The 25,676-nt window shown below is 37.1% G+C and carries 25 protein-coding genes; 22 read left to right on the top strand and 3 right to left on the bottom strand.

The genetic code is table 11. The annotated features are described in order from the left end of the window. Window positions 1-19 precede the first annotated feature (19 nt). From IGL32_RS10605 to dinB, 8 genes are all read left to right on the top strand, one after another. Window positions 20-349 (top strand): cyclic-di-AMP receptor, encoded by a 330-nt coding sequence (locus IGL32_RS10605; protein WP_002356367.1) that lies wholly within the window; start codon window positions 20-22, stop codon window positions 347-349. 1 nt (window position 350) lies between these two features. After that, window positions 351-1,301, top strand: a complete 951-nt coding sequence (holB, locus tag IGL32_RS10600; protein WP_002389791.1) for a DNA polymerase III subunit delta' — start codon at window positions 351-353, stop codon at window positions 1,299-1,301. A 116-nt stretch (window positions 1,302-1,417) separates the two neighbouring features. Then, a complete protein-coding gene (locus IGL32_RS10595) occupies window positions 1,418-2,257 on the top strand; it encodes a PSP1 domain-containing protein (protein WP_002356371.1) in 840 nt (279 codons plus the stop codon). After that, a complete protein-coding gene (locus tag IGL32_RS10590) occupies window positions 2,250-2,597 on the top strand; it encodes a DNA replication initiation control protein YabA (RefSeq protein WP_002356372.1) in 348 nt (115 codons plus the stop codon). Before IGL32_RS10595 ends, IGL32_RS10590 begins: the two co-directional genes overlap by 8 nt. Before the next feature lie 112 nt (window positions 2,598-2,709). Continuing rightward, the gene (rsmI, locus tag IGL32_RS10585) at window positions 2,710-3,582 is read left to right on the top strand and encodes a 16S rRNA (cytidine(1402)-2'-O)-methyltransferase (RefSeq protein ID WP_002356373.1); all 873 of its coding nucleotides are present in this window, start codon (window positions 2,710-2,712) and stop codon (window positions 3,580-3,582) included. A gap of 14 nt (window positions 3,583-3,596) precedes the next feature. Then, on the top strand, window positions 3,597-4,259 hold the full coding sequence (locus tag IGL32_RS10580; protein ID WP_002359439.1) for an ABC transporter ATP-binding protein: 663 nt from the start codon (window positions 3,597-3,599) through the stop codon (window positions 4,257-4,259). Further along, window positions 4,243-5,001 carry an ABC transporter permease gene (locus IGL32_RS10575; protein WP_002356377.1) on the top strand — a complete coding sequence of 253 codons (759 nt, stop codon included), beginning with the start codon at window positions 4,243-4,245 and terminating at the stop codon, window positions 4,999-5,001. Before IGL32_RS10580 ends, IGL32_RS10575 begins: the two co-directional genes overlap by 17 nt. 128 nt (window positions 5,002-5,129) lie before the next feature. Then, the gene (gene dinB / locus IGL32_RS10570) at window positions 5,130-6,245 is read left to right on the top strand and encodes a DNA polymerase IV (RefSeq protein ID WP_023894966.1); all 1,116 of its coding nucleotides are present in this window, start codon (window positions 5,130-5,132) and stop codon (window positions 6,243-6,245) included. 44 nt (window positions 6,246-6,289) lie between these two features. Here the strand turns inward: dinB and nrdG are convergent, their stop codons facing one another. Next, complete coding sequence (nrdG, locus tag IGL32_RS10565) at window positions 6,290-6,886, bottom strand: anaerobic ribonucleoside-triphosphate reductase activating protein (protein ID WP_002356379.1); 597 nt, start codon at window positions 6,884-6,886, stop codon at window positions 6,290-6,292. Window positions 6,887-6,918: 32 nt separating this feature from the next. Continuing rightward, a complete protein-coding gene (nrdD, locus tag IGL32_RS10560; RefSeq protein WP_430600039.1) occupies window positions 6,919-9,102 on the bottom strand; it encodes an anaerobic ribonucleoside-triphosphate reductase in 2,184 nt (727 codons plus the stop codon). A 405-nt stretch (window positions 9,103-9,507) separates the two neighbouring features. Here nrdD and IGL32_RS10555 point away from each other — a divergent pair, with 405 nt between their 5' ends. The 14 genes from IGL32_RS10555 to IGL32_RS10490 all read left to right on the top strand — a co-directional run bounded on the left by IGL32_RS10555 (window position 9,508) and on the right by IGL32_RS10490 (window position 24,913). Beyond that, on the top strand, window positions 9,508-10,275 hold the full coding sequence (locus tag IGL32_RS10555) for an ABC transporter ATP-binding protein (RefSeq protein WP_002356382.1): 768 nt from the start codon (window positions 9,508-9,510) through the stop codon (window positions 10,273-10,275). Further along, window positions 10,265-12,361, top strand: coding sequence for an ABC transporter permease (locus IGL32_RS10550; RefSeq protein WP_002387200.1), 2,097 nt, complete (start codon window positions 10,265-10,267; stop codon window positions 12,359-12,361). The genes IGL32_RS10555 and IGL32_RS10550 overlap by 11 nt, the downstream gene beginning before the upstream one ends. Window positions 12,362-12,564: 203 nt before the next feature. Continuing rightward, a complete protein-coding gene (locus tag IGL32_RS10545; RefSeq protein ID WP_002356384.1) occupies window positions 12,565-12,714 on the top strand; it encodes a teichoic acid D-Ala incorporation-associated protein DltX in 150 nt (49 codons plus the stop codon). 14 nt (window positions 12,715-12,728) lie between these two features. Continuing rightward, window positions 12,729-14,249 (top strand): D-alanine--poly(phosphoribitol) ligase subunit DltA, encoded by a 1,521-nt coding sequence (gene dltA, locus IGL32_RS10540; RefSeq protein ID WP_002356385.1) that lies wholly within the window; start codon window positions 12,729-12,731, stop codon window positions 14,247-14,249. Next, complete coding sequence (gene dltB / locus IGL32_RS10535) at window positions 14,246-15,451, top strand: D-alanyl-lipoteichoic acid biosynthesis protein DltB (protein WP_002382500.1); 1,206 nt, start codon at window positions 14,246-14,248, stop codon at window positions 15,449-15,451. The genes dltA and dltB overlap by 4 nt, the downstream gene beginning before the upstream one ends. Window positions 15,452-15,483: 32 nt before the next feature. Next, window positions 15,484-15,720, top strand: a complete 237-nt coding sequence (gene dltC, locus IGL32_RS10530) for a D-alanine--poly(phosphoribitol) ligase subunit DltC (RefSeq protein ID WP_002356389.1) — start codon at window positions 15,484-15,486, stop codon at window positions 15,718-15,720. Continuing rightward, window positions 15,720-16,994: a D-alanyl-lipoteichoic acid biosynthesis protein DltD gene (dltD, locus tag IGL32_RS10525; RefSeq protein WP_002387199.1), complete on the top strand. Its 1,275-nt coding sequence runs from the start codon at window positions 15,720-15,722 to the stop codon at window positions 16,992-16,994. Before dltC ends, dltD begins: the two co-directional genes overlap by 1 nt. A gap of 213 nt (window positions 16,995-17,207) precedes the next feature. Further along, entirely contained in the window at window positions 17,208-18,290 is a 1,083-nt protein-coding gene (locus IGL32_RS10520; RefSeq protein WP_002387198.1) for a M42 family metallopeptidase, read from the top strand. Between the two features lie 20 nt (window positions 18,291-18,310). Then, window positions 18,311-19,102: a DUF975 family protein gene (locus IGL32_RS10515; protein ID WP_002365061.1), complete on the top strand. Its 792-nt coding sequence runs from the start codon at window positions 18,311-18,313 to the stop codon at window positions 19,100-19,102. A gap of 145 nt (window positions 19,103-19,247) precedes the next feature. Then, the gene (locus tag IGL32_RS10510; RefSeq protein ID WP_002356393.1) at window positions 19,248-19,988 is read left to right on the top strand and encodes an MBL fold metallo-hydrolase; all 741 of its coding nucleotides are present in this window, start codon (window positions 19,248-19,250) and stop codon (window positions 19,986-19,988) included. A gap of 32 nt (window positions 19,989-20,020) precedes the next feature. Beyond that, window positions 20,021-21,025 (top strand): lipoate--protein ligase, encoded by a 1,005-nt coding sequence (locus IGL32_RS10505; protein WP_002356394.1) that lies wholly within the window; start codon window positions 20,021-20,023, stop codon window positions 21,023-21,025. 615 nt (window positions 21,026-21,640) lie between these two features. Beyond that, window positions 21,641-22,330, top strand: a complete 690-nt coding sequence (locus IGL32_RS10500; RefSeq protein ID WP_430600038.1) for an O-methyltransferase — start codon at window positions 21,641-21,643, stop codon at window positions 22,328-22,330. 240 nt (window positions 22,331-22,570) lie between these two features. Further along, complete coding sequence (ahpC, locus tag IGL32_RS10495; protein ID WP_002367212.1) at window positions 22,571-23,134, top strand: alkyl hydroperoxide reductase subunit C; 564 nt, start codon at window positions 22,571-22,573, stop codon at window positions 23,132-23,134. Window positions 23,135-23,230: 96 nt separating this feature from the next. After that, entirely contained in the window at window positions 23,231-24,913 is a 1,683-nt protein-coding gene (locus tag IGL32_RS10490; RefSeq protein WP_202569301.1) for an FAD-dependent oxidoreductase, read from the top strand. 99 nt (window positions 24,914-25,012) lie between these two features. Here the strand turns inward: IGL32_RS10490 and IGL32_RS10485 are convergent, their stop codons facing one another. Next, window positions 25,013-25,603 (bottom strand): hypothetical protein, encoded by a 591-nt coding sequence (locus tag IGL32_RS10485; protein ID WP_031324150.1) that lies wholly within the window; start codon window positions 25,601-25,603, stop codon window positions 25,013-25,015. Window positions 25,604-25,676: the final 73 nt, after the last annotated feature.

Raw genomic sequence — 25,676 nt, 5'->3', positions numbered from 1 at the left:
TTATAGGAAGGTGTAGACCATGAAGATTATTTTAGCCATTGTACAAGACAAAGATAGTAACCGATTAGCCAACGAATTTATTGATGCCAATATTCGTGCTACAAAATTATCCTCAACAGGTGGGTTCTTAAAAGCGGGAAACAGCACATTTATTATTGGGATTGATGATGAACGTGTCGACGAAACATTAGCTTTAATTAAAGAAACATGTCAATCAAGAAAACAATATGTTTCAACACCTGTGACTTTAGATATCACAATGGATGGCCAAATTCCTTATCCTGTGGAAGTTGAAGTAGGCGGCGCTACTTGCTTCGTCTTACCAGTTGAAGGATTCCATCAATATTAAGATGAATGAAGCACAACAGCTACAGCAAATGCAACCTTTGCTGTACAAGCAACTCCAAAAAAGTTTTGAGCATGGTCGTCTTGCCCATGCTTATCTTTTTGAAGGAGATACAGGAACTGGAAAACAAGAATTTGGCTTATGGATGGCGAAACATGTCTTTTGTACGAATTTAGTAAATCAACAGCCTTGTAACGAATGCCATAATTGTGTGCGGATTAATGAAAATGAACATCCAGATGTTTTAAGAATTGCGCCAGATGGGCAAACCATCAAAGTGAACCAAATCCGTGAATTAAAAGCGGAGTTTTCTAAAAGTGGGGTCGAGACTGCTAAAAAAGTTTTCTTAATTCAAGAAGCAGATAAAATGAGTACCGGCGCAGCCAATAGTCTCTTAAAATTTTTAGAAGAACCAGAAGGACAAATTTTAGCTATTTTAGAAACCACTTCGCTTTCTCGAATTTTACCAACGATTCAATCACGATGCCAAACCTTACATTTTCAACCATTAGTCAAAAAAACATTAATTGATCGCTTAATCAAACAGGGGATTGGTGAAAAGACTGCAACCCTTTTAGCTGAGCTGACAAATAGTTTTGAGAAAGCAGTTGAAATCTCTCAAGATGAATGGTTTAATGAAGCTAGGGAAATCATTTTGCAATGGTTTAATTATCTAAAAAGTAATGATTTACAGGCATTTATCTACGTTCAGAAGAAAATGGTCAAAGTATTTAAGGAAAAAGAACAACAAGCGCTTAGCTTTGACTTGCTAATGGTTTATTACCGTCAATTATTGGAAGAAAGTGTTGCGACACAGCAAGCCAAAAAAATAACGGAAGAGCAGGCGGAACGGTTGGCGCTAATTTTGAAAGCACGCCAAAAATGGACTGCCAATGTTAGTTGGCAAAATGTTTGTGAACAATTAGTTATCCAAATGATTCACCCTAAATCATAAAGGAAAAAAGTGCCAAGTGGCATTCAGTTTCATAATATAGTAGGAACTTAGTTGTTTCAGCAAGTTCCTTAACCGATTGAAGCGACGTTCACTTGAACTAGATTAGGAGGAATAAAATGGTAGAAGTAGTAGGAGTTCGCTTCCGTGAAGCCGGTCATATCTATTATTTTGCTCCTGGAAAATCTGAGTATATTTATAATGAGAAAGTACTCGTTGAATCTCAACAGTCAAAACAATTAGCTACTGTTGCTATTCCTAAAAAAACAGTCGATTCAGACGATTTACCAGAGGACCTAAAACCCATTTTAAATAAAGCAACAGCCAATGATTTAGAAAAAGAACAAAAAAATTTGGCTGATGCAGAAGCTGCCAAAAGCATTGCCAATGAAAAAATTCGAGCTCATGACTTAAAAATGAAATTAGTGCGAGTAGAATATACCTTCGATCGTAGCAAAATGATTTTTTACTTTACGGCAGATGGGCGAATTGATTTTCGTGAATTAGTCAAAGACTTAGCGGCTATTTTCCGGACGCGAATTGAGTTACGTCAAATTGGTGTCCGAGATGAAGCGAAAATATTAGGTGGCATTGGCCCTTGTGGCAGACAACTATGTTGCTCAACATTTCTAGGAGATTTTATGCCAGTTTCAATCAAAATGGCTAAAGATCAAGGGTTATCTTTAAATCCTGTCAAAATTTCGGGATTATGTGGCCGCTTAATGTGTTGTTTGAAATACGAAAACGACGAATATGAAGCCGCTAAAAAAGAATTACCAGATTATGGAAAAGAAGTAATAACACCAGATGGCAAAGGCAAAGTCGTCGGGTTGAATCTATTAAGTCGGATTGTCAAAGTTCGTCTGCATGGTCGTGAAATCGCAGCGGATTATGATTACGAAGAAATCAAAGAAGCTACTGCGAAAGTTGCTGCTGAAAAAGGTGATCAAAATGGATAAACGTTCGCTCTATGATGGATTAAATTCATTGGAAACTGATTTAGACAGTTCCGTGACACAATTAAGAGAAATTAAAGCAGCACTCCATGAGTTGGTAGAAAAAAATACCACGTTGGAAATCGAAAACCAACGCTTACGAGAGCATCTCCAAGAACTGAATAAGTTAGCAGGAAATACAACTGAAACTGAAAAACAAGAGCTATCAAAATCACGTATGAATTTGGAAAAACTTTATGAAGAGGGCTTCCATGTCTGCAATATTTTATATGGTTCAAGACGTGAAAATGATGAAGAATGTGCCTTTTGTCTTGATGTTATTTATGGGGAACGTACGCGTTAAGTCTAGTGGAACACTGCAAATAAAAAGGAAAGGTTTGGTTTGACAGTCAATCGATTGTCAAATCAAACCTTTATCTATTTATAGAACGAAAAAGGAAAATGAGGGATGCGCTATGCAAAAACAGAAAAGTTTTGATAAGCAAACAACAAAAGGAAAATTGTATCTTGTCCCAACACCGATCGGCAATTTAGAAGATATGAGTATTCGTTGTTTAAACATATTGAAAGAAGCAACGGTAATTGCTAGTGAGGACACAAGAAACACACAAAAATTGCTAAATCATTTTGAGATTACAACACCACAAATTAGTTTACACGAACATAATTACAAAGAGCGAATTCCTCAACTGATTACACGATTGCTGAGTGGTGAAACGATTGCCCAAGTTAGCGATGCAGGTATGCCTTCAATTAGTGATCCTGGCCATGAATTGGTTACAGCATGTCTTGAAGAAGAACTGGCAGTGATTGCCTTGCCAGGACCTACAGCAGGAATGACCGCTTTGATTGCCTCGGGTCTTTTACCACAGCCATTTACGTTTTATGGTTTTTTACCAAGAAAGAAAAAAGAACAGAAAGACGTGTTATCAGCATTAAAAGAAGAGCGGCCGACACAGATTTTTTATGAGTCCCCCTATCGGATTGCTAAAACGGTCGCAACGTTTGCTGAAGTCTATGGTCAAGAACGCCCCGCTGTGATTTGTCGAGAATTAACGAAACTTCATGAAGAGTATTTGCGTGGTACCTTAGGAGAACTAACAGAATATTTAGCAGAAAATACGCTAAAAGGCGAGTGTTGTTTATTAGTTAGCGGATTTACTGGTGAGAAAGAGACAATAGCAGCAATGCCAGCTATTTCCCTCAAAGAACATGTACAAGTTTTAATGGAGGAAGAGGGACGGAGTTCAAAAGAGGCAATCAAAGAAGTGGCCAAATTGAGAAATGTAAAAAAACAAGAAGTATATAAAGAATATCATTCCATTTAAAAAAGGAGAGAAACATGAGTAATTTATTGCGAGCAGAAGGCGTGTCTTATCAAGTAAATGGTCGTAGCATTCTTTCTGATATTGATTTGTCATTTGAAACAGGCAGCAATACAACAATTGTTGGTCCTTCAGGTAGCGGGAAAAGTACATTTTTAAAAATTTTATCTTCATTATTAAGTCCTACAGAAGGCGAAATTTTTTATCAAGAAGCGCCAATTACTACAATGCCAATCGAAACATACCGCCAAAAGGTTTCTTATTGTTTTCAGCAGCCAACTTTATTTGGTGAAACCGTGTATGATAATTTATTATTTCCATTTACCGTCAGACAAGAAGCGTTTAATCAGGAAAAAGTCGTGGCATTGCTCCAACAAGTGAAATTGCCCGCTGCTTATCTTGAAAAGAAAATAGCCGAACTCTCTGGTGGTGAGCGACAACGGGTTGCTTTGCTACGAAACATTATTTTTGTACCAGATGTTTTATTATTAGACGAAGTTACAACGGGATTAGATGAAGAAAGCAAACAAATTGTCAATCAATTGTTAAACCAATTAAACAAAGAGCAAGGAGTCACGCTGGTTCGTATCACGCATGATACCGAAGAAATTCAGCAAGCACAGCAAGTGATTCGTATTGTAGCAGGAAAGGTGGCGCCGACAGATGGATTTAGCAGTTAATAATTTATCCTTATTTTTTTCAGCCATGCTAGTAGTGGTCGCATTAATTATTAGTACTAAAGAAAAATTAGGTTTTACCAAAGATATTATTATTAGTGTGATTCGAGCAGTCATTCAATTAGTCGCAGTCGGCTATTTATTAAAATATGTTTTTCAAGTCAATAACCTGATTTTAACGCTCATCATGGTTTTGGTGATTGTTTCCAACGCAGCCTTTAATGCAAAAAAACGCAGCCAGCAATTACAAAAGGGCTTTTTGATTTCTTTCATTGCAATTGGTTGTAGTACAGGAATTACCATTGGTATTTTGATTTTTTCTGGTTCTATCAAATTTATTCCTTCTCAAATCATTCCTATCAGTGGGATGATTGCCAGCAATTCGATGGTGGCAATTGGTTTATGCTATCGCAATTTAGATACTCTTTTTCAAAACCAACGGCAAGCGGTAATGGAGAAACTAGCATTAGGTGCAACTATCAAACTCGCCTCTTTACCAATCATCCAACAAAGTGTGAAAACCGGGATGGCGCCGACGATTGATTCTGCCAAAACTGTCGGAATTGTTAGTTTGCCTGGGATGATGTCAGGCTTAATTTTTGCGGGCGTTGATCCTGTCCATGCGATAAAATATCAGATTATGGTGACTTTTATGTTGCTATCAGCAACAAGTATTGGTTCAGTGATTGCAACTTATCTTGCCTATAAAGGCTACTATAATCAACAAAAACAATTGGTTGTTTAATTAAAAAGCTGGAAATCTGTGTTTATAACTTCACGGATTTTCAGCTTTTTCTGGTTGAAATAAAGAAGTTTCAATTTGAAAAAGAACGGACGTTCGTATATAATGGAGGGAGGAGGCGAATCAAAATGATGAGCGAATTACGTTTTCCCTTAAAAAAAGATACGTCGAGAAAAATTATACATATAGATATGGATGCGTTTTTTGCTTCAGTTGAAGAACGAGATCATCCAGAGCTAGTAGGACATCCGTTAGTTATTGCGCGCCATCCAAGTGATACTGGGGGCAAAGGAGTGGTGACCACAGCGAATTATATTGCTCGACAGTACGGTATTCACTCGGCTATGAGTGCTCAAAAGGCGTATGAACTATGTCCAAGTGCCATTTTTAAGCCAGGTAATTATCAGAAATATAGTGAAATTTCTCAAGAAATCCGTGAAATTTTTCGCCGCTATACAGATGTGATTGAACCAGTATCTATTGACGAAGCGTATTTAGATGTAACTGAAAATAAGGTCAACAGTAAGTCGGCTATTAAAATTGCGAAAATGATCCAGTATGATATTTGGCATGAATTGCAGTTAACTTGCTCGGCAGGTGTTAGTTACAATAAGTTTTTAGCCAAGTTAGCATCAGATTTCCAGAAACCAAAGGGCCTGACGGTTGTCTTACCAGAAGAGGCCGAAGATTTTTTGAAAGCATTACCGATTGAAGATTTCCACGGAATCGGGAAAAAAACAGTGCCTAAAATGCATGAACTAGGGATTTTTACTGGAGCAGATTTATACAAGCAAGATGAGATGACGTTGATTCGGTTATTCGGTAAAATGGGTTATTCATTGTATCGTAAAGTCCGTGGTATCCATGATGCGCCAGTTCAAGTGACTAGAGATCGTAAGTCGGTAGGCAAGGAACATACTTACGGCACCCCTTTAACGACGGAAGAGCAGGTTACGGCTCAATTGAGACAATTAGCAGCAGGGGTTGAGCGTGCATTGCAACGAGTGCAAAAACATGGCAAAACAGTAGTCCTAAAAGTTCGTTATACTGACTATACGACGATTACGAAACGTGTGACATTACCTGAATATATTTCTAAAAAAGAAGAACTTTTCTATCAAGCGAATTTAATTTGGGAAGATATTTTAGGTTTAGAACAAGGAATCCGTTTATTAGGCATTACTTTAACGAATTTAGATCCACTAGCGTATGAAAACATTGTTTTACCTTTATGGGAAAAAAGTTAGCCCTTTAGACACATCCTCAAGAGATGGCTAAAGGGCTAACTTTTTTAAATTGATTTTTTGATTTGTTCATAAGACGTTTCGGCGTCATGACATTTTTCCCAAATAACAGCTTTGCCAGCAGCAAGTGATTTGGGTACATCAATAATCCGTTGATTACTACTGCCACGAAATTGTAAATTTAAATTACGTTTTGCCAGTTCAAAACGCCCATCGACTAAAATGTCAATTGAATGGAGTAGTTCAAGCTTATCAGGCGTTTCTAAAAGTAGTTCTTCAAAGGTATACCCAGACCAAGACCAGATATCTTTGGCTGAGCCAAATGTTTCCCGCACACGTTTGACTACACTAAGACAAACATCTGTATTCAGAAAAGGTTCACCACCCAAAAGAGTCAAACCTTGGACATAGTCATGGGACAAATCTTCAATAATTTGATTCATTAAAGATTCTGTAAACGGCGTACCGTAATTGAAATTTTGGACAGCTTTGTTAAAACAACCTTCACAAGCAAAGAGACAGCCGCTCACATATAAACTATTGCGTACACCTTCGCCATCAACAAAGTTGAACGCTTTGTAATCGGCAATCTTTTTTTGGCTGTAGTCTTCGGTTTTCCATTCTTGTGGTTTCGGATTACGCATCAGCAAAACTTCTTTCTATAGAATAATCGAGTTTAATTTTTTAAATGTTTAACACGAGAGGAAATTTCTTTGTGACGACCATGTACCATTGGGCGAGCTTGCGGGTTACCTAAATAACCACAAGTCCGTTTAACGACATCACAAGTCTTAGGATCATGATTGCCACATTCTGGACATTCAAAGCCACGTTCAGTTGGATGGAAGTCCCCTTCAAAACCACAGGCATAACAATGATCAATTGGCGTATTGGTTCCTAAATAGCCAACTTTGTCATAAGCGTAATCCCAGACAGCTTCAAGTGCTTTGGGATTTTGCTGTAACATGGGGTATTCACAGTAGTGGATAAAACCACCAGAACAATATTTTGGATAATCCTTTTCAAAATCAAGTTTTTCAAAAGGCGTTGGATTTTTGCGTACATCATAATGGAAACTATTTGTGTAATATTCTTTATCTGTAATATTTTCGACGATGCCAAATTTTTCAGTATCTAAACGGCAAAAACGGTCAGTCAAGCTTTCGCTCGGTGTAGAGTAGACACTAAAATGATAGCCGTATTCGTTGCCCCAGTTGTCGGCATTTTTTTTCAGTTCTTTTAAAATATCCAGTGTAAAGTTTTTGGCCTCTTGATTGTCCTCCCAAGCACCGCCGTAAAAGGCAGAAGCCACTTCATACAAGCCAATATAGCCAAGCGAAACCGTGGCACGTTTGTTTTTAAACAGTTCATCTACGGCATCCTGTGTAGCTAAACGTTTTCCAAATGCACCATACATGTATAAAATCGGTGCATTCGCTGGTTTAGCTTCTTTAACACGTTCAACCCGATAAACCAAAGCATCTTTAACGATCGCCAAACGTTCATTTAAAATTTGCCAGAACTTTTCTTGGCTTCCTTGCGCTTCTAAAGCGATTCTTGGTAAGTTCAAGGTCACAACGCCTAAATTCATTCGGCCAACATTTACTTCTTCACCTTGTTCGTCTTTCCAGCCTTGTAAAAAGGAACGACAGCCCATTGGTACCTTAAAACTACCTGTTAGTTCAACGATTTTATCATAGTTTAAAACATCAGGATACATGCGTTTCGTTGCGCATTCCAGTGCCAGTTGTTTAATATCGTAATTTGGATCAGTAGGTTGCGCATTGACGCCGCGTTTAATTGTGAAAATCAGTTTTGGGAAAATAGCTGTTCGTTTTTCAATCCCTAAACCATTAATTCGGATTTGTAAAATCGCCCGTTGAATTTCTCGCTCAAACCAGTTGGTACCTAAACCAAATCCCAGAGAAGTAAAAGGGGTTTGTCCATTGGAAGTAAATAAGGTATTAATTTCATACTCAAGACTTTGCATGGCATCAAAAATATCTTTTTTCGTTTTCTTCCGAGCGAATGCTTTTTGGCGTTCTTCTCCTTCAATCCATTCTTGCGCATCTGCTAAATGTTTTTCATAATTACGTTCCGCAAAAGGCGCTAATAATTCATCAATTCGATCGGCAGAGCAACCACCATATTGACTGGAAGCTACATTGGCAATAATTTGAGAAATTTGTGCAGTGGCCGTTTGAATTGATTTTGGTGATTCGACATCAGCGTTCCCAATTTTAAAGCCATTGTTTAGCATGCCTTTAAAATCAATTAAACAGCAGTTTGTCATGGGAGTATATGGATGATAATCTAAATCGTGGTAATGAATGTCGCCTTTTTGATGGGCATTAGCCACGTGTGAAGGCAACATCTTTAAACCAATTGATTTTCCAACAATCCCAGCGGTTAGATCACGTTGCGTATTAAAAACGTCACTGTCTTTGTTGGCATTTTCGTTCACGACAGTCTGATCTTTATTAATTAATTTGCCGATAGATACATTAATATCAGTCGCTTTACTACGCTCAAAATCACGTTGGGTTCTGTAATGAATGTATTCTTCGGATAAGGCATATTCGTTGTTGGATAGCAGAGTATGTTCCACAATATTTTGAATTTCATAAATTTTTACGTTATTGGTAAAACGTTCGGCAATTTCTCGATTGACATCGGCAACAATCGATTGGACTTTTTGATGTGTCAAAGGAGTGACTTGGTCATGTATTTTTTGCTCAGCTTTGATCAAAGCGTCGTATATTTTTTGATCATCGAAAGTCACTAAACGACCATCTCGTTTGACGACTTTAATTGTTGAGAGATTAACATCCTCGGCTTTTTCATCAGTAATCTTCATCATTTTATCCAGCTCCTTATATCTCGTTAGTAACTATCCTAATACAAAGGTCGGCTAAATTCAATCGATATATTGCGTATTTTTAGTAAAATATCACTAGACAAACACTATATATTGTGCTTGCGCTGTTTTGAAAAAATATGAAAACAAATGAAGAAAAGGATTGAGCAAATTTTTTTGCGTGAAAAAAATTCTTTGTCCAAATTAAAAAACAGCAAAGAGTTTTTTGCCAAATTGCTAAAAGCAACACTAAAAAATAACAATTATTAAATAATAATTGTTTGCGGATTTATTCACGAAATGCCAATTATTCTTTGACTACCGAACGATATTGTAAGATAAAACGATGTTCATTCAGATTTTTTCTTGGTAAAATAAGAGTAATAACAAAACGTTGGAGCGAGAAAAATGAAAAAAATTGTAGAAGTAAACCATGTCAGCAAGACATATGGTCGTTTAAATAATAAAACAGAAGTATTAGATAATATTTCGTTTACCGTTGATGAAGGCGAATTTGTGGGGATTATGGGTCCCAGTGGTGCTGGGAAATCGACACTGTTGAATGTCTTATCCTCGATTATTTTGCCAACCGCAGGAATCGTGCGCATCGCCGGACAAGATATTTTAAAAATGCGAGATAATCAATTAAGTGATTTTCGAAGAAACGAAATGGGGTTTATTTTTCAATCGTTTAACCTAATTGATACGTTAAATGTGAAGGACAATATTCTGTTGCCTTTAGCTGTAGAAAAAGTTTCATTAGAAGAAATGGATAAACGTTTGTTACATGTGACTTCGATTTTGGGGATTCAGGAGCTTTTATCTGCTTATCCACCAGAGATATCTGTGGGACAAAAACAACGGGTAGCAGCTGCTCGTGCTTTGATTACGAACCCTAAAATTATTTTTGCAGATGAACCAACTGGCTCGCTGGATTCAAAATCAGCAACAGAATTGTTGAAATATTTAGCTGAAATTAATCTACATGATGATGCCACAATTTTGATGGTGACACATGACCCGTACACGGCCAGTTTTTGCAATCGCATCTTATTCATTAAAGACGGTGCGATTTTCTCAGAAGTTGTTCGTCAAGGATCACGTAAGGAATTTTTTAATCGTGTGATAGATATGCAAGCAACGATTGGTGGAGGCGGGCGCGCAAATGATTTTTAAACTATCATTAAAAAATTTAAAAGCTCATGTACCTAATTATCTGGTTTATTACATTAGTATGACTTTTGCAGCGGTCGTTTATTATTGTTTCCGTGCGATTGCTTACAACCAGCCTCTTGTCGCAGGTGCAGGCCGTGATATCGAAATTAAGCGATCTTTAGGACTCGGTAGTACCTTAGTCACCATTATTATTTTGGGCTTTATGTTGGCAGCAAATCGTTTTTTTATAGGAAAACGTAGCCAAGAAATTGGCTTGTATCGATTAATTGGCTTGAGAAAGAGCCAAGTTTCACTAATTTTTTTAGTAGAAAATTTAGTTTTAGGCTTTGTTTCACTAATTAATGGAATTATTTTAGGAGTGATTTTCACCAAGTTGTTTTCAATGATTTTAGCCAAAGTTATGTTTTTAGAAGTCCCCAGTTTCTTCTATATTTCTTGGCGTTCCGTTATTGAAACCGGTGTAGCTTTTGCATTTATGATTTTGATTGTCTGCTTAAGAAGTATTTGGATGATTTATCGTTATCCATTGTCGCAGCTTATGCATCAAGAAAAAATTGGTCAAATTAATTATAGTCGTTTAACGAAACGGCGGCAGCTTCTAGGTATTTTAGGACCAATTTGTTTATTAGTAGGTTATTTTATCGCGTTTGATTTTCGTAATTTAGCGACAGGTATTGTGTATAAACAATTAAATGATTCATTGGATATTTCGATTCCAATGATTATTACGTTGACGCCTTTTATCATTTTGGGTCTATGTGTGGTGGGAACTTATTTATTTTTCCGTTATACCATGTATTTTATCATTCGCTTATTTAATCATAGAAAAAAATGGTATTACCAAGATTTACGCATGATTACTTTAGGCAATGCCAAACGCTACTTATTTAAAAGTAGCAAAACACTCACTGGTTTGACCTTATTAATTGCGACAGCCTTGAGTGGGATCGGCGTGATGGTTTTTGTGTATACGATTAGTATGCACACGGTCAACAGTGATGGCCCCGTGGACTTTTTAGTTTCACAGGAAAGCTATCCTAAATTGAAGAAAGTTCTCGATGAAGCGAAGGACACCAAAATAAAAAATGAAGTGACACTTTCTTATAAAATTACTGGAATTGAACGCAGTTTGCGAATTGGTCAAGCGCAAGAGGAACAAGAAACGATTGAAGCAGTTAATGTTTTATCCTTCTCCAACTACCGCAACTATCAAAAAATTAATCCTTATTTAAACGATTTACATTTAAAAAATGACCAAAGTGTTATCTATATGGATAGCTTTACCAATATTTTAAGTGGTATGTCTCGTTATGAATCGAAACTGCAATTTGTTGAAGGGGAGAAGGCACAACTACAACAAGTGCTGCCTAACTATCTAGGCAATTTTTTATTGCAATATTCCTTACCAACGATTGTCGTTTCCGATGCCCTTTATCAGAAAGTGACAAAAAATTCCATTCAGTATCAGATTAACGCCGTAAATGTTGACACGAAAAGCCGTGAAAAACTTTATGAAGCCGTAAATAAACAGATTGCCACAGAATGGCAAGCGCCAATTTTGTATAAGTATGAAAAAAATAACCAGCAGTTGAGTGGTTTTGCCAAACAAATGCCTAACGAAGAGGTAAAGAATACGCAAGATGATGTCACAGAAACTTGGCGGCTAAATATGAATGATCGCTACGCCTCTTTACGCTATGAACGAAAAATTAACGGCTTGACTTTATATGTCTCCATGTTTGTGGCAATTTTAGCGTTGTTTATTACGGGCAGTATTTTGATGTTACGACAACTGTTTTCAGCTGTAAGTGAGCGTCAAGATTACGTGACTTTAAAACGGATGGGTGTTTCTAGTAAAGCGATAACTAAGCAAATTTATCGACAGAATAGTTTGATTTTCTTTCCGCCGATGGTCATTGGGATTTTGCATACCACCTTTGCTATTTATTTGTTAAGCCAATTTATTAAGAGTCCAGGATATTTGTTAGTATATCTTTCTTGTGGAATCTTAATAATTGTTTATCTAATTTTTTATATTTTAACGTCTGCCATTTATGCGCGGATGATTCGACACATCCATTTTTAAAAAACTGTAAAAGCCGTTGTGAAGCGGTTTTTACAGTTTCTTTATGCGAAAAAATTATGAGAGTTCCGTTTATGAAAATCATGAAAATTTAAGAAGTGACGAAATTGTTAGTTTTTTTATTAAATTGTAAGAAATTTCAATGGACTTTGCTGAAATATAGCATAAAATAATGGATAGCGATTAACCTTAGGAGGTGAATGATAATGAAAACAACTTTTCAGAAAATTCTCAATAACGAAAGTCTTAAATTCATCGGTAAAACGTTATTTTATTCTTTCATTGTCATTGCATTAATTTATCTTTATCATTACAAGAATATCAATGGAGGAACCTTCATTTATAACGAGTTTTAAGGAGGCGGCTATACATGGAAAAAGTAATTAATATGATTCAAACGATTGATGAATGGGCACGTAAAGAACCCCAACGTCCTGTTTATTTAACCGAAGAAAAAGTCTCTACGTATGGAGAGTTAAAAGAAAAGTCAGACAATCTAGCCGCTTATTTAGCTGAGCTGAAAACGGACAAGTCAGCGATTGTCGTATACGGAGAATTAGATTTTGAAATGATTGTGAGTTTTTTAGGCGCATCGAAAGCTGGTTTTAGCTATATCCCCATTGATGCACATACACCAAAAGAACGCATTGAACTAATTCTAAACGTAGCCAAACCAACCGCAGTGATTGCTGTGCATGAATGGCCTGAATTAGCCACCGAAGTGCCAGTAATTACGGCGGAAGAATTAACAGAAATGATGATGCATGCACCCCGGCATGCGCCTGCGTTGATGCCTGTCACAGGAGCAAGTAATTACTATATCATTTTCACTTCAGGGACAACTGGCGTACCAAAGGGTGTGCAAATCAGCCATGATAATTTAGTTAGCTTTACGAATTGGTTGTTGCAAGATTTTGGTTTAGAAGAAGGGGCCCGCTTTTTAGCACAGGCACCTTATTCGTTTGATTTATCGGTGATGTCTATTTATCCCGCATTGGCGTTAGGTGGCTCATTAACTCCGTTACCCAATGAAATCATTAACGATTTTAAACAATTATTTACGCGTTTGCCACAATTAACAATCGACGTCTGGGTTTCAACACCGTCCTTTATTGAATTGTGTCTAATGGAACCAAGCTTCGATGGTGAACATCTACCAGCACTGCGCACGTTTTTATTCTGCGGAGAAGAATTACCAAAACCAACGGCTGAGAAATTAGCCGCTCGTTTCCCAACTGCGCATATTTATAATACGTATGGGCCGACAGAAGCGACTGTAGCGATTAGTGCCATTGAAATCACTCAAGAAGTTTTAAAAAGTGTCCAACGTTTACCAATTGGGTATGTGAAAGAGGATACGCAAATTTATATTATGGAAGGCATGTCAAAATTACCTGCAGGTGAAATTGGTGAAATCGTCATTGCTGGACCAAGTGTTTCCAAAGGCTATCTAAATAATCCTGCGAAAACAGCTGAAGCTTTTTTCCAATTAGATGGCGTACCAGCTTATCGCACAGGCGATGCTGGAAAGTTAGTCGATAACCTATTGCAGTATGAGGGACGCTTAGATTTTCAAATTAAATTGCATGGCTACCGCATTGAGTTAGAAGAAGTGGATCATCACTTAACGAATGTTTCCTACGTGAAACAAGCAGTCGTTGTGCCGAAATATCAAGGAAATAAAGTCCAACAATTAATTGCCTATGTCGTTCCGCAAGCACATGAATTTTCAAGTGATTTTCAATTAACTAAGGCAATTAAACAAGAATTAGCCACGTTGACAATGGACTATATGATTCCGCAAAAATTTGTATATGTTGAACAATTACCTTTGACAAGTAATGGTAAAATTGATCGGAAAGGGTTGATGAATGAGGTGAATGCCACATGATGAATTTTCCTCATATGATTCCCTATAATGCACCGTATTACTTTGTTCTGCTAATTGCGGCCTTGTTGCCGATGATTTTAACTTTAGCCATTAAAGGGACACGTTGGCCTTGGTACCAAACACTCGTGACACTGGTCTTTCTATATATCAGTTTTGGTGGCGAATTTTGGCAACAAGGAGTCGCTCTGATTGTATATGTTATTTATCAAACGTTACTAACGTGGGGCTATGCGGCTTATCGAAAAAATAAAAATGCAGGTTGGGTCTTTTATCTGGCTGTCTTTTTAGCTATATTACCGCTTGTTTGGGTGAAAGTTTCTCCCTTCATGACAGGCAAAACAACCTTACTTGGCTTTTTAGGGATTTCTTATTTAACCTTTAAAGCGGTCCAAGTGGTCATGGATTTACGGGATGGCGTAATGAAAGAATATCATCCGTTTCGTTACATTCAGTTTCTCTTGTTTTTCCCGACTATTTCTTCAGGACCCATCGATCGTTATCGGCGCTTTGAAAAAGATTTGAAAAACCCGCCGAGTGCGGAGAAATATTTAGACTTTTTAGAAAAAGGAATTTTTTATTTATTTCTAGGATTTTTATATAAGTTTATTATCAGTCATTATCTTGGTGGTGTCTTTTTACCACATGTGGAAAAAATGGCCTTGGCACAAGGTGGTTTATCCTGGTGGACAGTCGGCTATATGTATAATTACAGTTTGTATCTATTCTTTGATTTCGCAGGCTATAGTTTACTGGCCGTTGGCACAAGTTATTTAATGGGCTATGATACACCAATGAACTTTAACAAACCGTTCCTAAGTTGGAATATTAAAGAATTCTGGAATCGTTGGCACATGACCTTATCTTTTTGGTTCCGTGATTACATTTACATGCGCTTAATGTTTTTCTTAATGAAAAAGAAAGTCTTTAAGAGTCGGATTGTGACTTCTAATATTGGTTACTTTGCGTTGTTCTTAATTATGGGCATTTGGCATGGATTAACGTGGTTCTACATCGCTTATGGGCTCTACCATGCAACACTAATTTGTGTAACAGATGCTTGGCTACGTTTTAAGAAAAAACATAAAGACAAGATACCATCAAACAAATTTACACATGCATTTGCAGTCTTTTTAACTTTCCAAGCGGTTTGTGTCAGCTTCCTGATTTTCTCAGGATTTTTAGACAAACTATGGTTTAAATAAATAAAAATAAAAATATAAAGGGGCAATTTATAATGAACATTCAAGAAACAGTATTAAACATTTTAGAAGATATTACAGGAACAGACGAAGTTGTGAACAATCAAGACATTCAATTATTTGAAGAAGGATTATTGGACTCTTTAGCGACGGTTCAATTATTAGTAGAAATTGAAGGACAATTAGGAATCCAAGTTCCTGTATCAGACTTTGACCGTGAAGTATGGGGAACACCAAAACAAATCATTCAACAAGTGGAAGCTTTACAATAATGTCTAGAAATAAACGACTAATCAGAATCTTAGGTCCAGTGCTTTGTTCAGCGGTCTTGGTTGCAGTGTTCTTTTTTGCACCGTTCAGAATCAATTTAACTTCCGAAAAAACGTTGAAGGAAGCATCAACGTCAATGGCACCGAACGTTTTAAAAGGCAATGTGATTAAAAACAAAGCAGTGGCTTCTGGTAAATATGTTCCTTTTTTTGGCTCTTCTGAATTAAGTCGATTTAGTGCTTTCCACCCTAGTGTGCTCTCTGAAAAGTATCAACGGAACTACCGACCGTTTTTACTAGGAGAAGCGGGCACACAGTCATTAACCCAAGCAATGGTCATTCATTCGATGGGCGATGCGATTGCCAATAAGAAAGCGGTCTTTATTTTATCTCCGCAATGGTTTGTCAAAAAGGGTGTACCTAATGATAGTTTTGGTGCACACTATTCACAATTACAAACCTATCAATGGTTAGCTAATTTAACCGAATTAACCAGCGGTGACCAATATCTAGCACAACGTTTGACTAAATTTCCAGTTGTTCAAAAAGACAAAGTCTTAATGGAAACCTTGGCAAATCTGCAGGCAGGGCAACTTCCCCAACGCTCTCAACGAGATTATTTTATAATGAATCTCCGTTTCTTGAATCGTGAAGATGAATTGTTTAGCCAAATTGGCATGGTTAGCAGAGAACCAATTGTTGAAAAAGATATGAAACAATTACCTGCTACTTATAATTTTAATGAATTAGATCAGCTAGCTGGAAAAATTGCGGCAAAAGCCATTAATAATAATAAATTTGAAATTAGTAACGGTTTTTATCGCCAACGGATTAAACCAGTTTTACCGAAATTAGCTCATTCACAAAAGAAATGGGATTACCGTTTTTCTCCAGAATATGGTGATTTCCAAGCTGCGTTAGAACAGTTAGCAGAAAAAAATGTCGATGTTTTATTTGTAATCCCACCTGTTAACAAACGTTGGTCGGACTATACGGGCTTGTCACAAGATATGTTGCAACAAGTAGCACGCAAGCTGAAATATCAACTTCAAGAGCAAGGGTTTACTAACATTGCTGACTTCTCAACATGTAGTAATGAACGCTACTTTATGGCGGACACGATTCATTTAGGTTGGCGTGGTTGGCTCGCTGTTGATCGTCAAGTAGATGAATTTATGAAACAACCTGCGTCTAAAAAGTTAGCGTATCAAATTGATGATCGTTTTTATCAGACAGATTGGCAACAACAAAATCCATTGGTCTTACCTCAATTTTAAGAAGGCAAGATGGATCAAGTACCAATTATCTGAAGCGGACTAGAAACGCTTCGTAACAATGAAAATAGCCTGTACCTGCCGTTGAATAACGAGCGTGCAGGCTGTTTTTTCGTTTATTTTTAGTGGAGAACGTTGCTCAATTTATTTTTTTGTAAGTATTTTTTTAGTTCGTGGTATAATGGATAAAATTGGTTTTTGAGGGGAGTTATTTTTATGGATGCAAAAGAAGAAAAAATGTTAATTGATTTAACAAGTGCTAAAGGGATTGCTGGGAATGAAGACGAAGTACGTTCGTTATTTAAAAAGTATGCAGCACCGTATGCGGATAAATTTTTATATGATGGCCTTGGCAGTATTATTGCAAAAAATGTTGGTGATAAAGAAGGACCAAAAGTCTACATTTCTGGGCATATGGATGAAGTCGGTTTCATGGTTACCCAAATCACAGAAAAAGGCTTTTTAAAATTTCAAACCGTTGGTGGTTGGTGGGGGCAAGTGATGTTGGCCCAACAAGTTCAGATTAAAACCACGACTGGTAAGGTTTACCATGGTGTCATTGGGTCTAAACCACCGCATGTGTTAACAGCGGAAGTTCGTAACAAACCCTATGAGATTGCAGATATGTTTATTGATATTGGTGCAAGTAACGATCAACAAGTTGCAGAATGGGGGATTCATCCAGGGGATATGGTGACACCATATATTGACTATCGTCGCATGAATGATACAAAATTTTTATTGGCAAAAGCGTGGGATAACCGAATTGGTACGGCCGTTTCATTAAAAGTTTTAGAAAATTTAGCGACAGAAGGGCACCCCAATATTTTATTTGCAGGCAGTGATGTGCAAGAAGAAGTCGGGCTACGCGGTGCGCAAACAAGTACGCATCTTGTGAATCCAGACATAGCGTTTGCTTTAGACACAGGAACAGCTGGTGACACACCAGGAATGACACCTAAAGAAGCCGACTCTGTTTTAGGTGAAGGACCACAAATTTTGATTTATGATGCATCGATGATTCCGCATAAAAAATTACGTGATTTTGTTATTCAAGTGGCGGAAGAAAATAACATTCCCTTCCAATATACAGTGATTACAGGGGGAGGTACGGATGCTGGTCGCATGCATTTAACGCGCAACGGGATTCCATCATTAGCCATCACGGTGCCTGTTAGATATCTGCATTCACATACCTCAGTTATTCATGAAGATGATTATTTCAACACAGTCAAATTAGTCACAGAAGTGGTGAAACGTCTAGATAAAGAAACAGTCGCTAAATTGACTAGTTATTAGTTTCAGAAAGGATGGAATGAATGAAGAGTTTAGTAACAAATTCGCAACATCGTGCCAATGCTCGCAGAGCTCTTGATGGGCAATGGGGGATCATGGCTTGGTTAACTTTCTTAGGAGTGGTTTTACAGAGCTTCTTAACATCGATTGTGCAAAATTTATTTTCTGGTGAAAATCAAGTTTTTCAAAGTAGTTTTGCCGCAGTATTACTGCAAATTTTTGTTTTATTCGCGTTAAGTTATGCGCTATATTACGCAGCCTTGAAGGTGTTACGTGGTGAAAAGGTGCGGGTCAATATTTTAATGAGTGTTTTTCAAGGAAAATATTATGGTCCGCTATTTGTGGTCAACCTACTTCAAAAAGTACTTGAACGTGTAATTGGTTTGTTATTTTTGTTACCAATTTTATTTGGGGCAGGGACAACCTTGTATTTCAAATTGATGTTTAATACAGTTACACCAGAGGAAATCCAAGCCTTTTTCTTAAATGATTTTTCCTTTTTCCTAGCATTTGGCGTTGCCACTATCTTGATCTTTTTAATTGGTTTATTTGTGAGTGGCGTTTTTCAATTTGCTGTGTGGCTACGTTTTGATAATCCAGAACTGCCAATTATGATGGCATTGAAACAGGCGTTATATTTAATGAAAAATCGTTTTTGGCAATATTTATGTTTACAATTTTCTTTTATTGGTTGGTATATTGTGGGCTTTTTAGCTATTGGTATCGGTCTATTATGGGTGATTCCTTATAACTATGTAGCGTTAGCTAGTTTTTATCAAACTGCCTTAGAAGAAAAAGGTTTAGCCGAAGAATAAAAAAGAAGCTTGAATCCTTCGTTATCTCGACAAAGGGTTCAGGTTTTTTCTTTGGTCTTTTTGTGAAAATTTAAGCGTTTTAACCTCGTTTTTCCGTTATTTTATGGTAACATGGAAGTATCGTATTGAAGGAGGTTGTCCACACATGAAATTGACTGTCTTAGGCTGTTTAGGTGCTTATCCATACAAAGGAGAAGGAACGAGTTCCTATTTGTTAGAATCTGAAGGCTTTCATTTGCTTATTGATGCAGGCAGTACGACATTAGTGCGTTTAGAAAACTATCTAGATCCATTGAAATTAGATGCTGTCATTCTGTCGCATTACCATCATGACCATATCGCAGATTTAGGTGTTTTACAATATTATCGTCAGCTTTATCCAACGCTGGAACCGACGCCTATTTTGCCAATATATGGCCATACACAAGATCAAATGCATTTCAAAGAACTAACGCTTCCTAACGTTTCCGAAGGGAAAGAGTATTTTGAAGCAGAAGAGTTGGCAGTAGGACCATTTTTAATTACTTTCATGGAAACGATTCATCCTGTCACTTGTTACGCGATGCGGATTGTTGAAAAAGCGACTGGCAAAGTCTTTGTCTTTACAGGAGACTCTGGTTACTTAGCAAGTTTTGAAGACTTTGCAAAAGACGCCGATTTATTCTTAGCGGATACGTACTTATTTGAAGGTAATGAACGACATCATGCACATTTTACGTCAAGAGAAGCGGGTGAAATTGCCAAAGCAGCACAAGTCAAACAATTGATGTTGACCCATTTACCACAGCATGGGTCATTGGAACAACTACGGGAAGAAGCGCAAAACTATGCTGGAACGGAAATTCCAGTGACATTAGCCCAACCAGATTTAACAGTTGAGATTTAAAAAAGTAACTATACCAAGGGAGAGAACCGATTGTGATTTTTGTACCGAATGAAAATAATGACCCACGAGTGAACTTAGCAATTGAAACATATTTGTTAACAGAAATGCCTTTAGATGAGCCCATTCTTTTATTTTACATTAACGAGCCGTCAATCATTATTGGCCGTAACCAAAATACAATTGAAGAAATTAACAAAGAATATGTAGATGAGCACGGCATTCATGTTGTTCGTCGCTTAAGTGGCGGCGGCGCCGTTTATCATGATCATGGTAATTTGAATTTTAGTTTTATTATGCCAGATGACGGCAACTCTTTCCGTGATTTTGCGAAAGTTACCCAACCAATTATTCAAGCATTGCACGACTTAGGCGTTGAAGGTGCCGAATTAAAAGGGCGCAATGACCTAGTGATTAATGATATGAAGTTTTCAGGAAATGCGATGTACGCTACCAACGGCCGCATGTTTGCACATGGAACCTTAATGTTTGATAGTGATATTGATGAAGTTGTAAATACATTAAAAGTACGGAAAGATAAAATCGAATCTAAAGGTATCAAGTCTGTTCGTTCACGGGTAACAAACATTAAACCATTTTTATCTGAAGATAAACAAGAGATGACAACGGAAGAATTCCGCCAAGAAATTCTTTTGAAAATTTTCGGCGTAGATTCGATCGACCAAGTTAAAACGTATGAATTAACTGATCAAGACTGGGCGGCTATTAACAAAATTTCAGAGCAATACTATCGCAATTGGGATTGGAATTATGGTAAATCACCTGCATTTAACTTAGAACGTCGCCATCGTTTTCCAATTGGTTCAATTGAAATGAAAATGAACGTGGCGGATGGTGCCATTCAAGAAATTAAAATCTTTGGGGACTTCTTTGGGCTTGGTGAAATTAAAGATGTTGAAGATATTTTAACCGGCGTGAAATATGATAAAGCTTCTTTAGAAGAAGCCATTGATCAAATTGACGTTAAAAAATACTTTGGCAATATCGAAAAAGAAGATTTGCTTGGGTTAATTTATTAAAAAAAAAAGACAGCCGTTTCAAACGGTTGTCTTTTTTCTAGCTAAAAAATAATTTTTAGCTTTTAGAAAGGTAGTGCTATGTGCAAAATCGTCGAAACGATTTTTATCAGGGAACTATCAAATAGCTCGCCTGCATATGTACTTGAACCAAGTTAAGTCCGGGAATTTGGTTATGTGCTTCACTATAAATCACTATCTGTAAAGAGTATACAAGATTTCCTTTCTTTTGTGATATCAAATTTTTACAGACAAAGTAGTAAAATTTGACGTTTCTTATTTTAGCAAGGTTATAGGCTTGTTTTGGGGCTTGAAATAGCAAAAATTAATAGTGATTTAAGGGAAAATATTAACATATGTAGAAGTATTTTTATAAGAAATAACGAGAAAAAATCAATAGGTATGTTCTTGAGGGCTACTTTTTGACGTTTTCTAATTAAAACTTAATAAAAAATAGCGGAAACAAAGAAAAAATGTGCTTACAAGAAGTAATCCGCACTTAGCTAGGAAGTTAAGAATGTGCATGTTATTTTCAAACAAATAATAAGAATCCTATTTCAATCCTTTACAGAGGAACAAGGACTTCGTATAATAAAGAAACGAAAAGGAGCGAAAGTGATGAGAAACGAAATGATGCATCGACCAGTCGTTAAACCAGAATTGGTTGAGTATATGCGTACAAAACAAAAGAAACTTCCCGGAGAATTAGGTGCAGTGGAGGCGGAAGCCAATGAAGCAGGGGTGCCGGTTATTCCGCACGAAACAGTAGTTTTTCTACAATTTTTGCTAGGACAACTAAAGCCCAAAAATATTTTAGAAATCGGGGCAGCAATTGGTTTTTCTTCAAGCTTGATGGCCCAATTTGTTGGTGAAGATGGTCACGTGACCACGATTGATCGTTTTGACGTAATGATAAAAAAAGCGAAGAAAACCTATCAACGCCTAGAGTTAGAAGAAAAGGTCACTCTTTTAGAAGGACAAGCAGCTGAGATTCTACCAACGTTGGAAGGACCTTATGACTTTATTTTTATGGATAGTGCCAAATCAAAATACATTGAATTTTTACCTGAATGTTTACGGTTGCTACCAGTTGGCGGCGTTTTAATGGTGGATGATGTATTTCAAGCTGGGACAATTTTAGACCCTGCTGAGGAAGTACCGAAAAAAAATCGAGCGATTCATCGTAAATTAAACCAATTTTTAGATGTAGTCATGGCTCACCCTGATTTAACTTCTACTTTAGTTCCTCTTGGTGATGGAGTTATTTTAATTACCAAAGAGAAAGAAACGATTATTTTAGATAGTTAAAGAATGTCTTCACAAAAAGAAAGCGAATCATTAAAAAGCAAGTTCTTTTAATGATTCGCTTTCTTTTTTATGTTATTTAAAAAGTTATCTCGCTATTTCTAATTGAGAATGATAATCAGAAAATTCTCAATAGGACAGTATTATGCGTTAATAAAACCTCGTTTGTTTATAATTATTATATTGACGGAATAATTATAAACTGTTATCCTTAAAGAGTAAAAAAACAGAGGAGGAACGACAATGAATTTAATTAATCAAAAACTTTTTGACTTTGAATGTGATGCCTATCACGATGGTGAATTTACACGAGTATCAACAGAAGATATTTTAGGAAAATGGAGTATTTTCTTCTTTTATCCAGCTGATTTTTCTTTCGTGTGTCCTACGGAATTAGGGGATATGCAAGAGCATTATGCGCATTTACAGGAATTAAATTGTGAGGTTTACTCTGTTTCAGAAGATAGTCATTATGTGCATAAAGCATGGGCTGACGCTACAGAAACGATTGGAAAAATTAAATATCCAATGTTAGCCGATCCCAACGGTCAACTTGCTCGTTTCTTTGGCGTTTTAGATGAAGCTTCTGGAATGGCTTACCGTGCTTCATTTATTGTGAGTCCAGAAGGGGACATCAAATCTTATGAAATCAACGACATGGGTATTGGTCGTAATGCTGAAGAACTTGTTCGTAAATTAGAAGCTTCTCAATTTGTAGCAGAACATGGTGATAAAGTTTGTCCAGCCAATTGGCAACCAGGAGAAGAAACAATTGCGCCAAGCTTAGATTTAGTTGGTAAAATTTAAATTCGCTTTGTAAATAGAGGTCAAAGAGTTGGATAAAACAGAGAAAATGTTTTGTTCAGCTCTTTTTCTGAAACACAGAAGAAAGAGGAGAAGCAAGTGACAGAAGAAATCTACGATTTGATTATTATTGGTGGCGGCTCAGCTGCTTTATCTGCAGGTATCTATGCAGGTCGCGCAATGATGGATACCTTAATTATTGAAAAAGACAAAATTGGCGGACAGGTAACGACGACTTCTGAAATTGTGAACTATCCAGCGATTCGTCACACAACAGGTCCAGAACTAATGGAAGAAATGCGCATTCAAGCACAAGACTTCGGTGTAGCTTTTACAAACGACGAGATTATTGATGTTGATTTTAGTCAAACGATAAAAACTGTTCAATCGGCGAGTCAAACCTATCAAGCATATGCAGTATTGATTGCGACAGGGGCCTCTGCTCGTAAAATTGGTTTCCCTGGTGAAAGTGAATTTACAGGACGCGGCGTGGCCTATTGTTCTACTTGTGATGGGGAGTTTTTCCAAGGCCTAGATATTTTTGTGATTGGTGGCGGTTATGCAGCAGCGGAAGAGGCCGTTTATTTGACACGTTACGGTAAATCAGTAACGATGATTATCCGAGAACCCGATTTTACATGTGCAAAATTAACTGCGGAGGCGGCTAAAAATCACCCGAAAATTAAGATTGTTTATAACATAGAAGTGAAAGAAATTACGGGAGATGATTTTGTCCGAAAAGCTGTGTTTGTCAATAACCAGACGGGAGAAGAAACGGTTTATGAAGCGCCAAAAGACAGTACATTTGGTCTGTTTGTTTTTGCTGGAAATAAACCAAGTACAGAAATTTTTGAAGGAAAAATTGCCTTAGACCGTGGGTATGTGCCAACAACTGAGAATATGGAAACCAATATTCCTGGAGTTTATGCAGCAGGAGATTTACGAATAAAAGAATTACGTCAAATTGTGACGGCGGTTGCAGACGGTGCAATTGCCGCCACTCATGCGCAACGTTACGTGACAGAACAAAAAACACAGGCGGGCCAATCGATTGTAACGAAGCGAATGACTGAACGATTAGCTAATCAATCTGCCCCTGAAACAAGCAGTCAGCAACCAAAAGAAAAACAGCCAGCGAAAGTTACTGGTAAGCATCAGTGGTTCCCAGAAAGTATGCGCCAACAATTAAGCGGTATTTTCGCTAAACTAACCAAAAAAGTGACATTGCTTCAGTTTTTGGATGCAAGTGATGAAAAATCATTGGAACTTCAGTCATTCTTAACAGAATTTGCAAGTCTGGATCAGAAGATTACTTTAGAAACGATTTTGAAAGATACTGAGTCAGCCAAAGAATTGCTGTATGGGATTGAAAAAATGCCTAGCGTTGTGCTCTTAGATGCGGCAGGAAACTATACAGGAATTAAATTTAGTGGTATTCCTAGTGGCCATGAAGTAAACTCGTTGGTTTTGGCGGTTTATAATGTCGGCAGCGAGGGGCAGCCGTTAGAAGCAAGTCTGCAAAAGAACATACTTGCATTGCCAAAAAGAAAAATAGAAATCTTTGTTTCACTAACATGTCATTTCTGTCCCGATGTCGTGGCGGCTTGCCAACGTATTGCATCAATTAATCCTCATGTGGAAGCAGAAATGGTGGACATTAGTCTATTTCCAGAGTTGAAAAAAGAAAAGAAAATTATGAGCGTTCCAGCAATGCTAATTGATGGAGAACAAATGATTTTTGGTTCAAAAACAATGACCGAAATTATTGAAGCCTTGGCTTAAAAGAGGCGGAAAAAAGTAATTAGCCTAAAGACCTAAGCCATTCAAAAAAGTGAGAAATACGTCGAGATGACGTATTTCTCACTTTTTTCGCATAGTTAGTCAAGTATCTCTTTTGATTAGGCTATTGAGTTTCCTAAAAAGAATTAAAAAGACACAACAGCAAATGAACAATAGGCTTCCTGTTAGTGGTAAAAAGATACCTTGCATGTAGCTATCGATATGCATTAAACCAGGTACCTCGCTGAAAAAATCATGGATAAACTGTTGAATGAGCTTATTGGCTAGAAAAGCAGCTAAAGGCAAAATAAAAATCAAATAATAGATGGGTTGTAAGGCATAGCTAATTAAAATTTGTAATTTTCTCGTACCTAAAAGAGCTAAGATCAGTAAGTCGTTTTTTTGCTCTAAAAAAGTTAGGAAGAAAGTTCGGCAAATATAACTAATCAGGAAGAAAAAGAGTGTTCCAGCGCTGATTCCAGCCAAACCTCTGAAAATTGTCAAGGGAGGAATCACTGCATAATTATCAAGAAGAATCATTTGTGAAAGCCATCGAGAAAACAACAAAGTCAATAATAGAGCAGAAAAAGTCAGAAAACTAATAATAAAGATAAGAATCAACGTACTAAATTGGTTTTTTGAGCGCCACGCATTTTTGAGAGAGTCTGTGAATAAGTAAAGAATCGAATACATCATCGCGTCCTTTCTGAAAAATTTTTGTTTTAGCGGAAAAGTTATGTAAAAGAAAAGACGTTATCTCCTGCCA

The organism is Enterococcus sp. AZ035 (assembly GCF_050548325.1).
GTDB lineage: Bacteria > Bacillota > Bacilli > Lactobacillales > Enterococcaceae > Enterococcus > Enterococcus faecalis.
The sequence above is the reverse complement of the archived record's forward strand: the minus strand, read 5'-3'. Positions and strand labels throughout refer to the sequence as shown.

Bases quoted from the DNA above. Each gene is read 5' to 3' on its own strand.
- nrdG (WP_002356379.1), bottom strand. From the start codon at position 6,886: ATGCGTAATCCGAAACCACAAGAATGGAAAACCGAAGACTACAGCCAA.
- IGL32_RS10555 (WP_002356382.1), top strand. From the start codon at position 9,508: ATGAAAAAAATTGTAGAAGTAAACCATGTCAGCAAGACATATGGTCGT.
- dltB (WP_002382500.1), top strand. From the start codon at position 14,246: ATGATGAATTTTCCTCATATGATTCCCTATAATGCACCGTATTACTTT.
- IGL32_RS10500 (WP_430600038.1), top strand. From the start codon at position 21,641: ATGAGAAACGAAATGATGCATCGACCAGTCGTTAAACCAGAATTGGTT.
- dinB (WP_023894966.1), top strand. From the start codon at position 5,130: ATGAGCGAATTACGTTTTCCCTTAAAAAAAGATACGTCGAGAAAAATT.
- ahpC (WP_002367212.1), top strand. From the start codon at position 22,571: ATGAATTTAATTAATCAAAAACTTTTTGACTTTGAATGTGATGCCTAT.
- rsmI (WP_002356373.1), top strand. From the start codon at position 2,710: ATGCAAAAACAGAAAAGTTTTGATAAGCAAACAACAAAAGGAAAATTG.
- IGL32_RS10545 (WP_002356384.1), top strand. From the start codon at position 12,565: ATGAAAACAACTTTTCAGAAAATTCTCAATAACGAAAGTCTTAAATTC.
- dltD (WP_002387199.1), top strand. From the start codon at position 15,720: ATGTCTAGAAATAAACGACTAATCAGAATCTTAGGTCCAGTGCTTTGT.
- dltC (WP_002356389.1), top strand. From the start codon at position 15,484: ATGAACATTCAAGAAACAGTATTAAACATTTTAGAAGATATTACAGGA.
- IGL32_RS10485 (WP_031324150.1), bottom strand. From the start codon at position 25,603: ATGTATTCGATTCTTTACTTATTCACAGACTCTCTCAAAAATGCGTGG.
- IGL32_RS10550 (WP_002387200.1), top strand. From the start codon at position 10,265: ATGATTTTTAAACTATCATTAAAAAATTTAAAAGCTCATGTACCTAAT.
- IGL32_RS10590 (WP_002356372.1), top strand. From the start codon at position 2,250: ATGGATAAACGTTCGCTCTATGATGGATTAAATTCATTGGAAACTGAT.
- nrdD (WP_430600039.1), bottom strand. From the start codon at position 9,102: ATGATGAAGATTACTGATGAAAAAGCCGAGGATGTTAATCTCTCAACA.
- IGL32_RS10595 (WP_002356371.1), top strand. From the start codon at position 1,418: ATGGTAGAAGTAGTAGGAGTTCGCTTCCGTGAAGCCGGTCATATCTAT.
- holB (WP_002389791.1), top strand. From the start codon at position 351: ATGAATGAAGCACAACAGCTACAGCAAATGCAACCTTTGCTGTACAAG.
- IGL32_RS10515 (WP_002365061.1), top strand. From the start codon at position 18,311: ATGAAGAGTTTAGTAACAAATTCGCAACATCGTGCCAATGCTCGCAGA.
- IGL32_RS10575 (WP_002356377.1), top strand. From the start codon at position 4,243: ATGGATTTAGCAGTTAATAATTTATCCTTATTTTTTTCAGCCATGCTA.
- IGL32_RS10580 (WP_002359439.1), top strand. From the start codon at position 3,597: ATGAGTAATTTATTGCGAGCAGAAGGCGTGTCTTATCAAGTAAATGGT.
- IGL32_RS10520 (WP_002387198.1), top strand. From the start codon at position 17,208: ATGGATGCAAAAGAAGAAAAAATGTTAATTGATTTAACAAGTGCTAAA.
- dltA (WP_002356385.1), top strand. From the start codon at position 12,729: ATGGAAAAAGTAATTAATATGATTCAAACGATTGATGAATGGGCACGT.
- IGL32_RS10605 (WP_002356367.1), top strand. From the start codon at position 20: ATGAAGATTATTTTAGCCATTGTACAAGACAAAGATAGTAACCGATTA.
- IGL32_RS10510 (WP_002356393.1), top strand. From the start codon at position 19,248: ATGAAATTGACTGTCTTAGGCTGTTTAGGTGCTTATCCATACAAAGGA.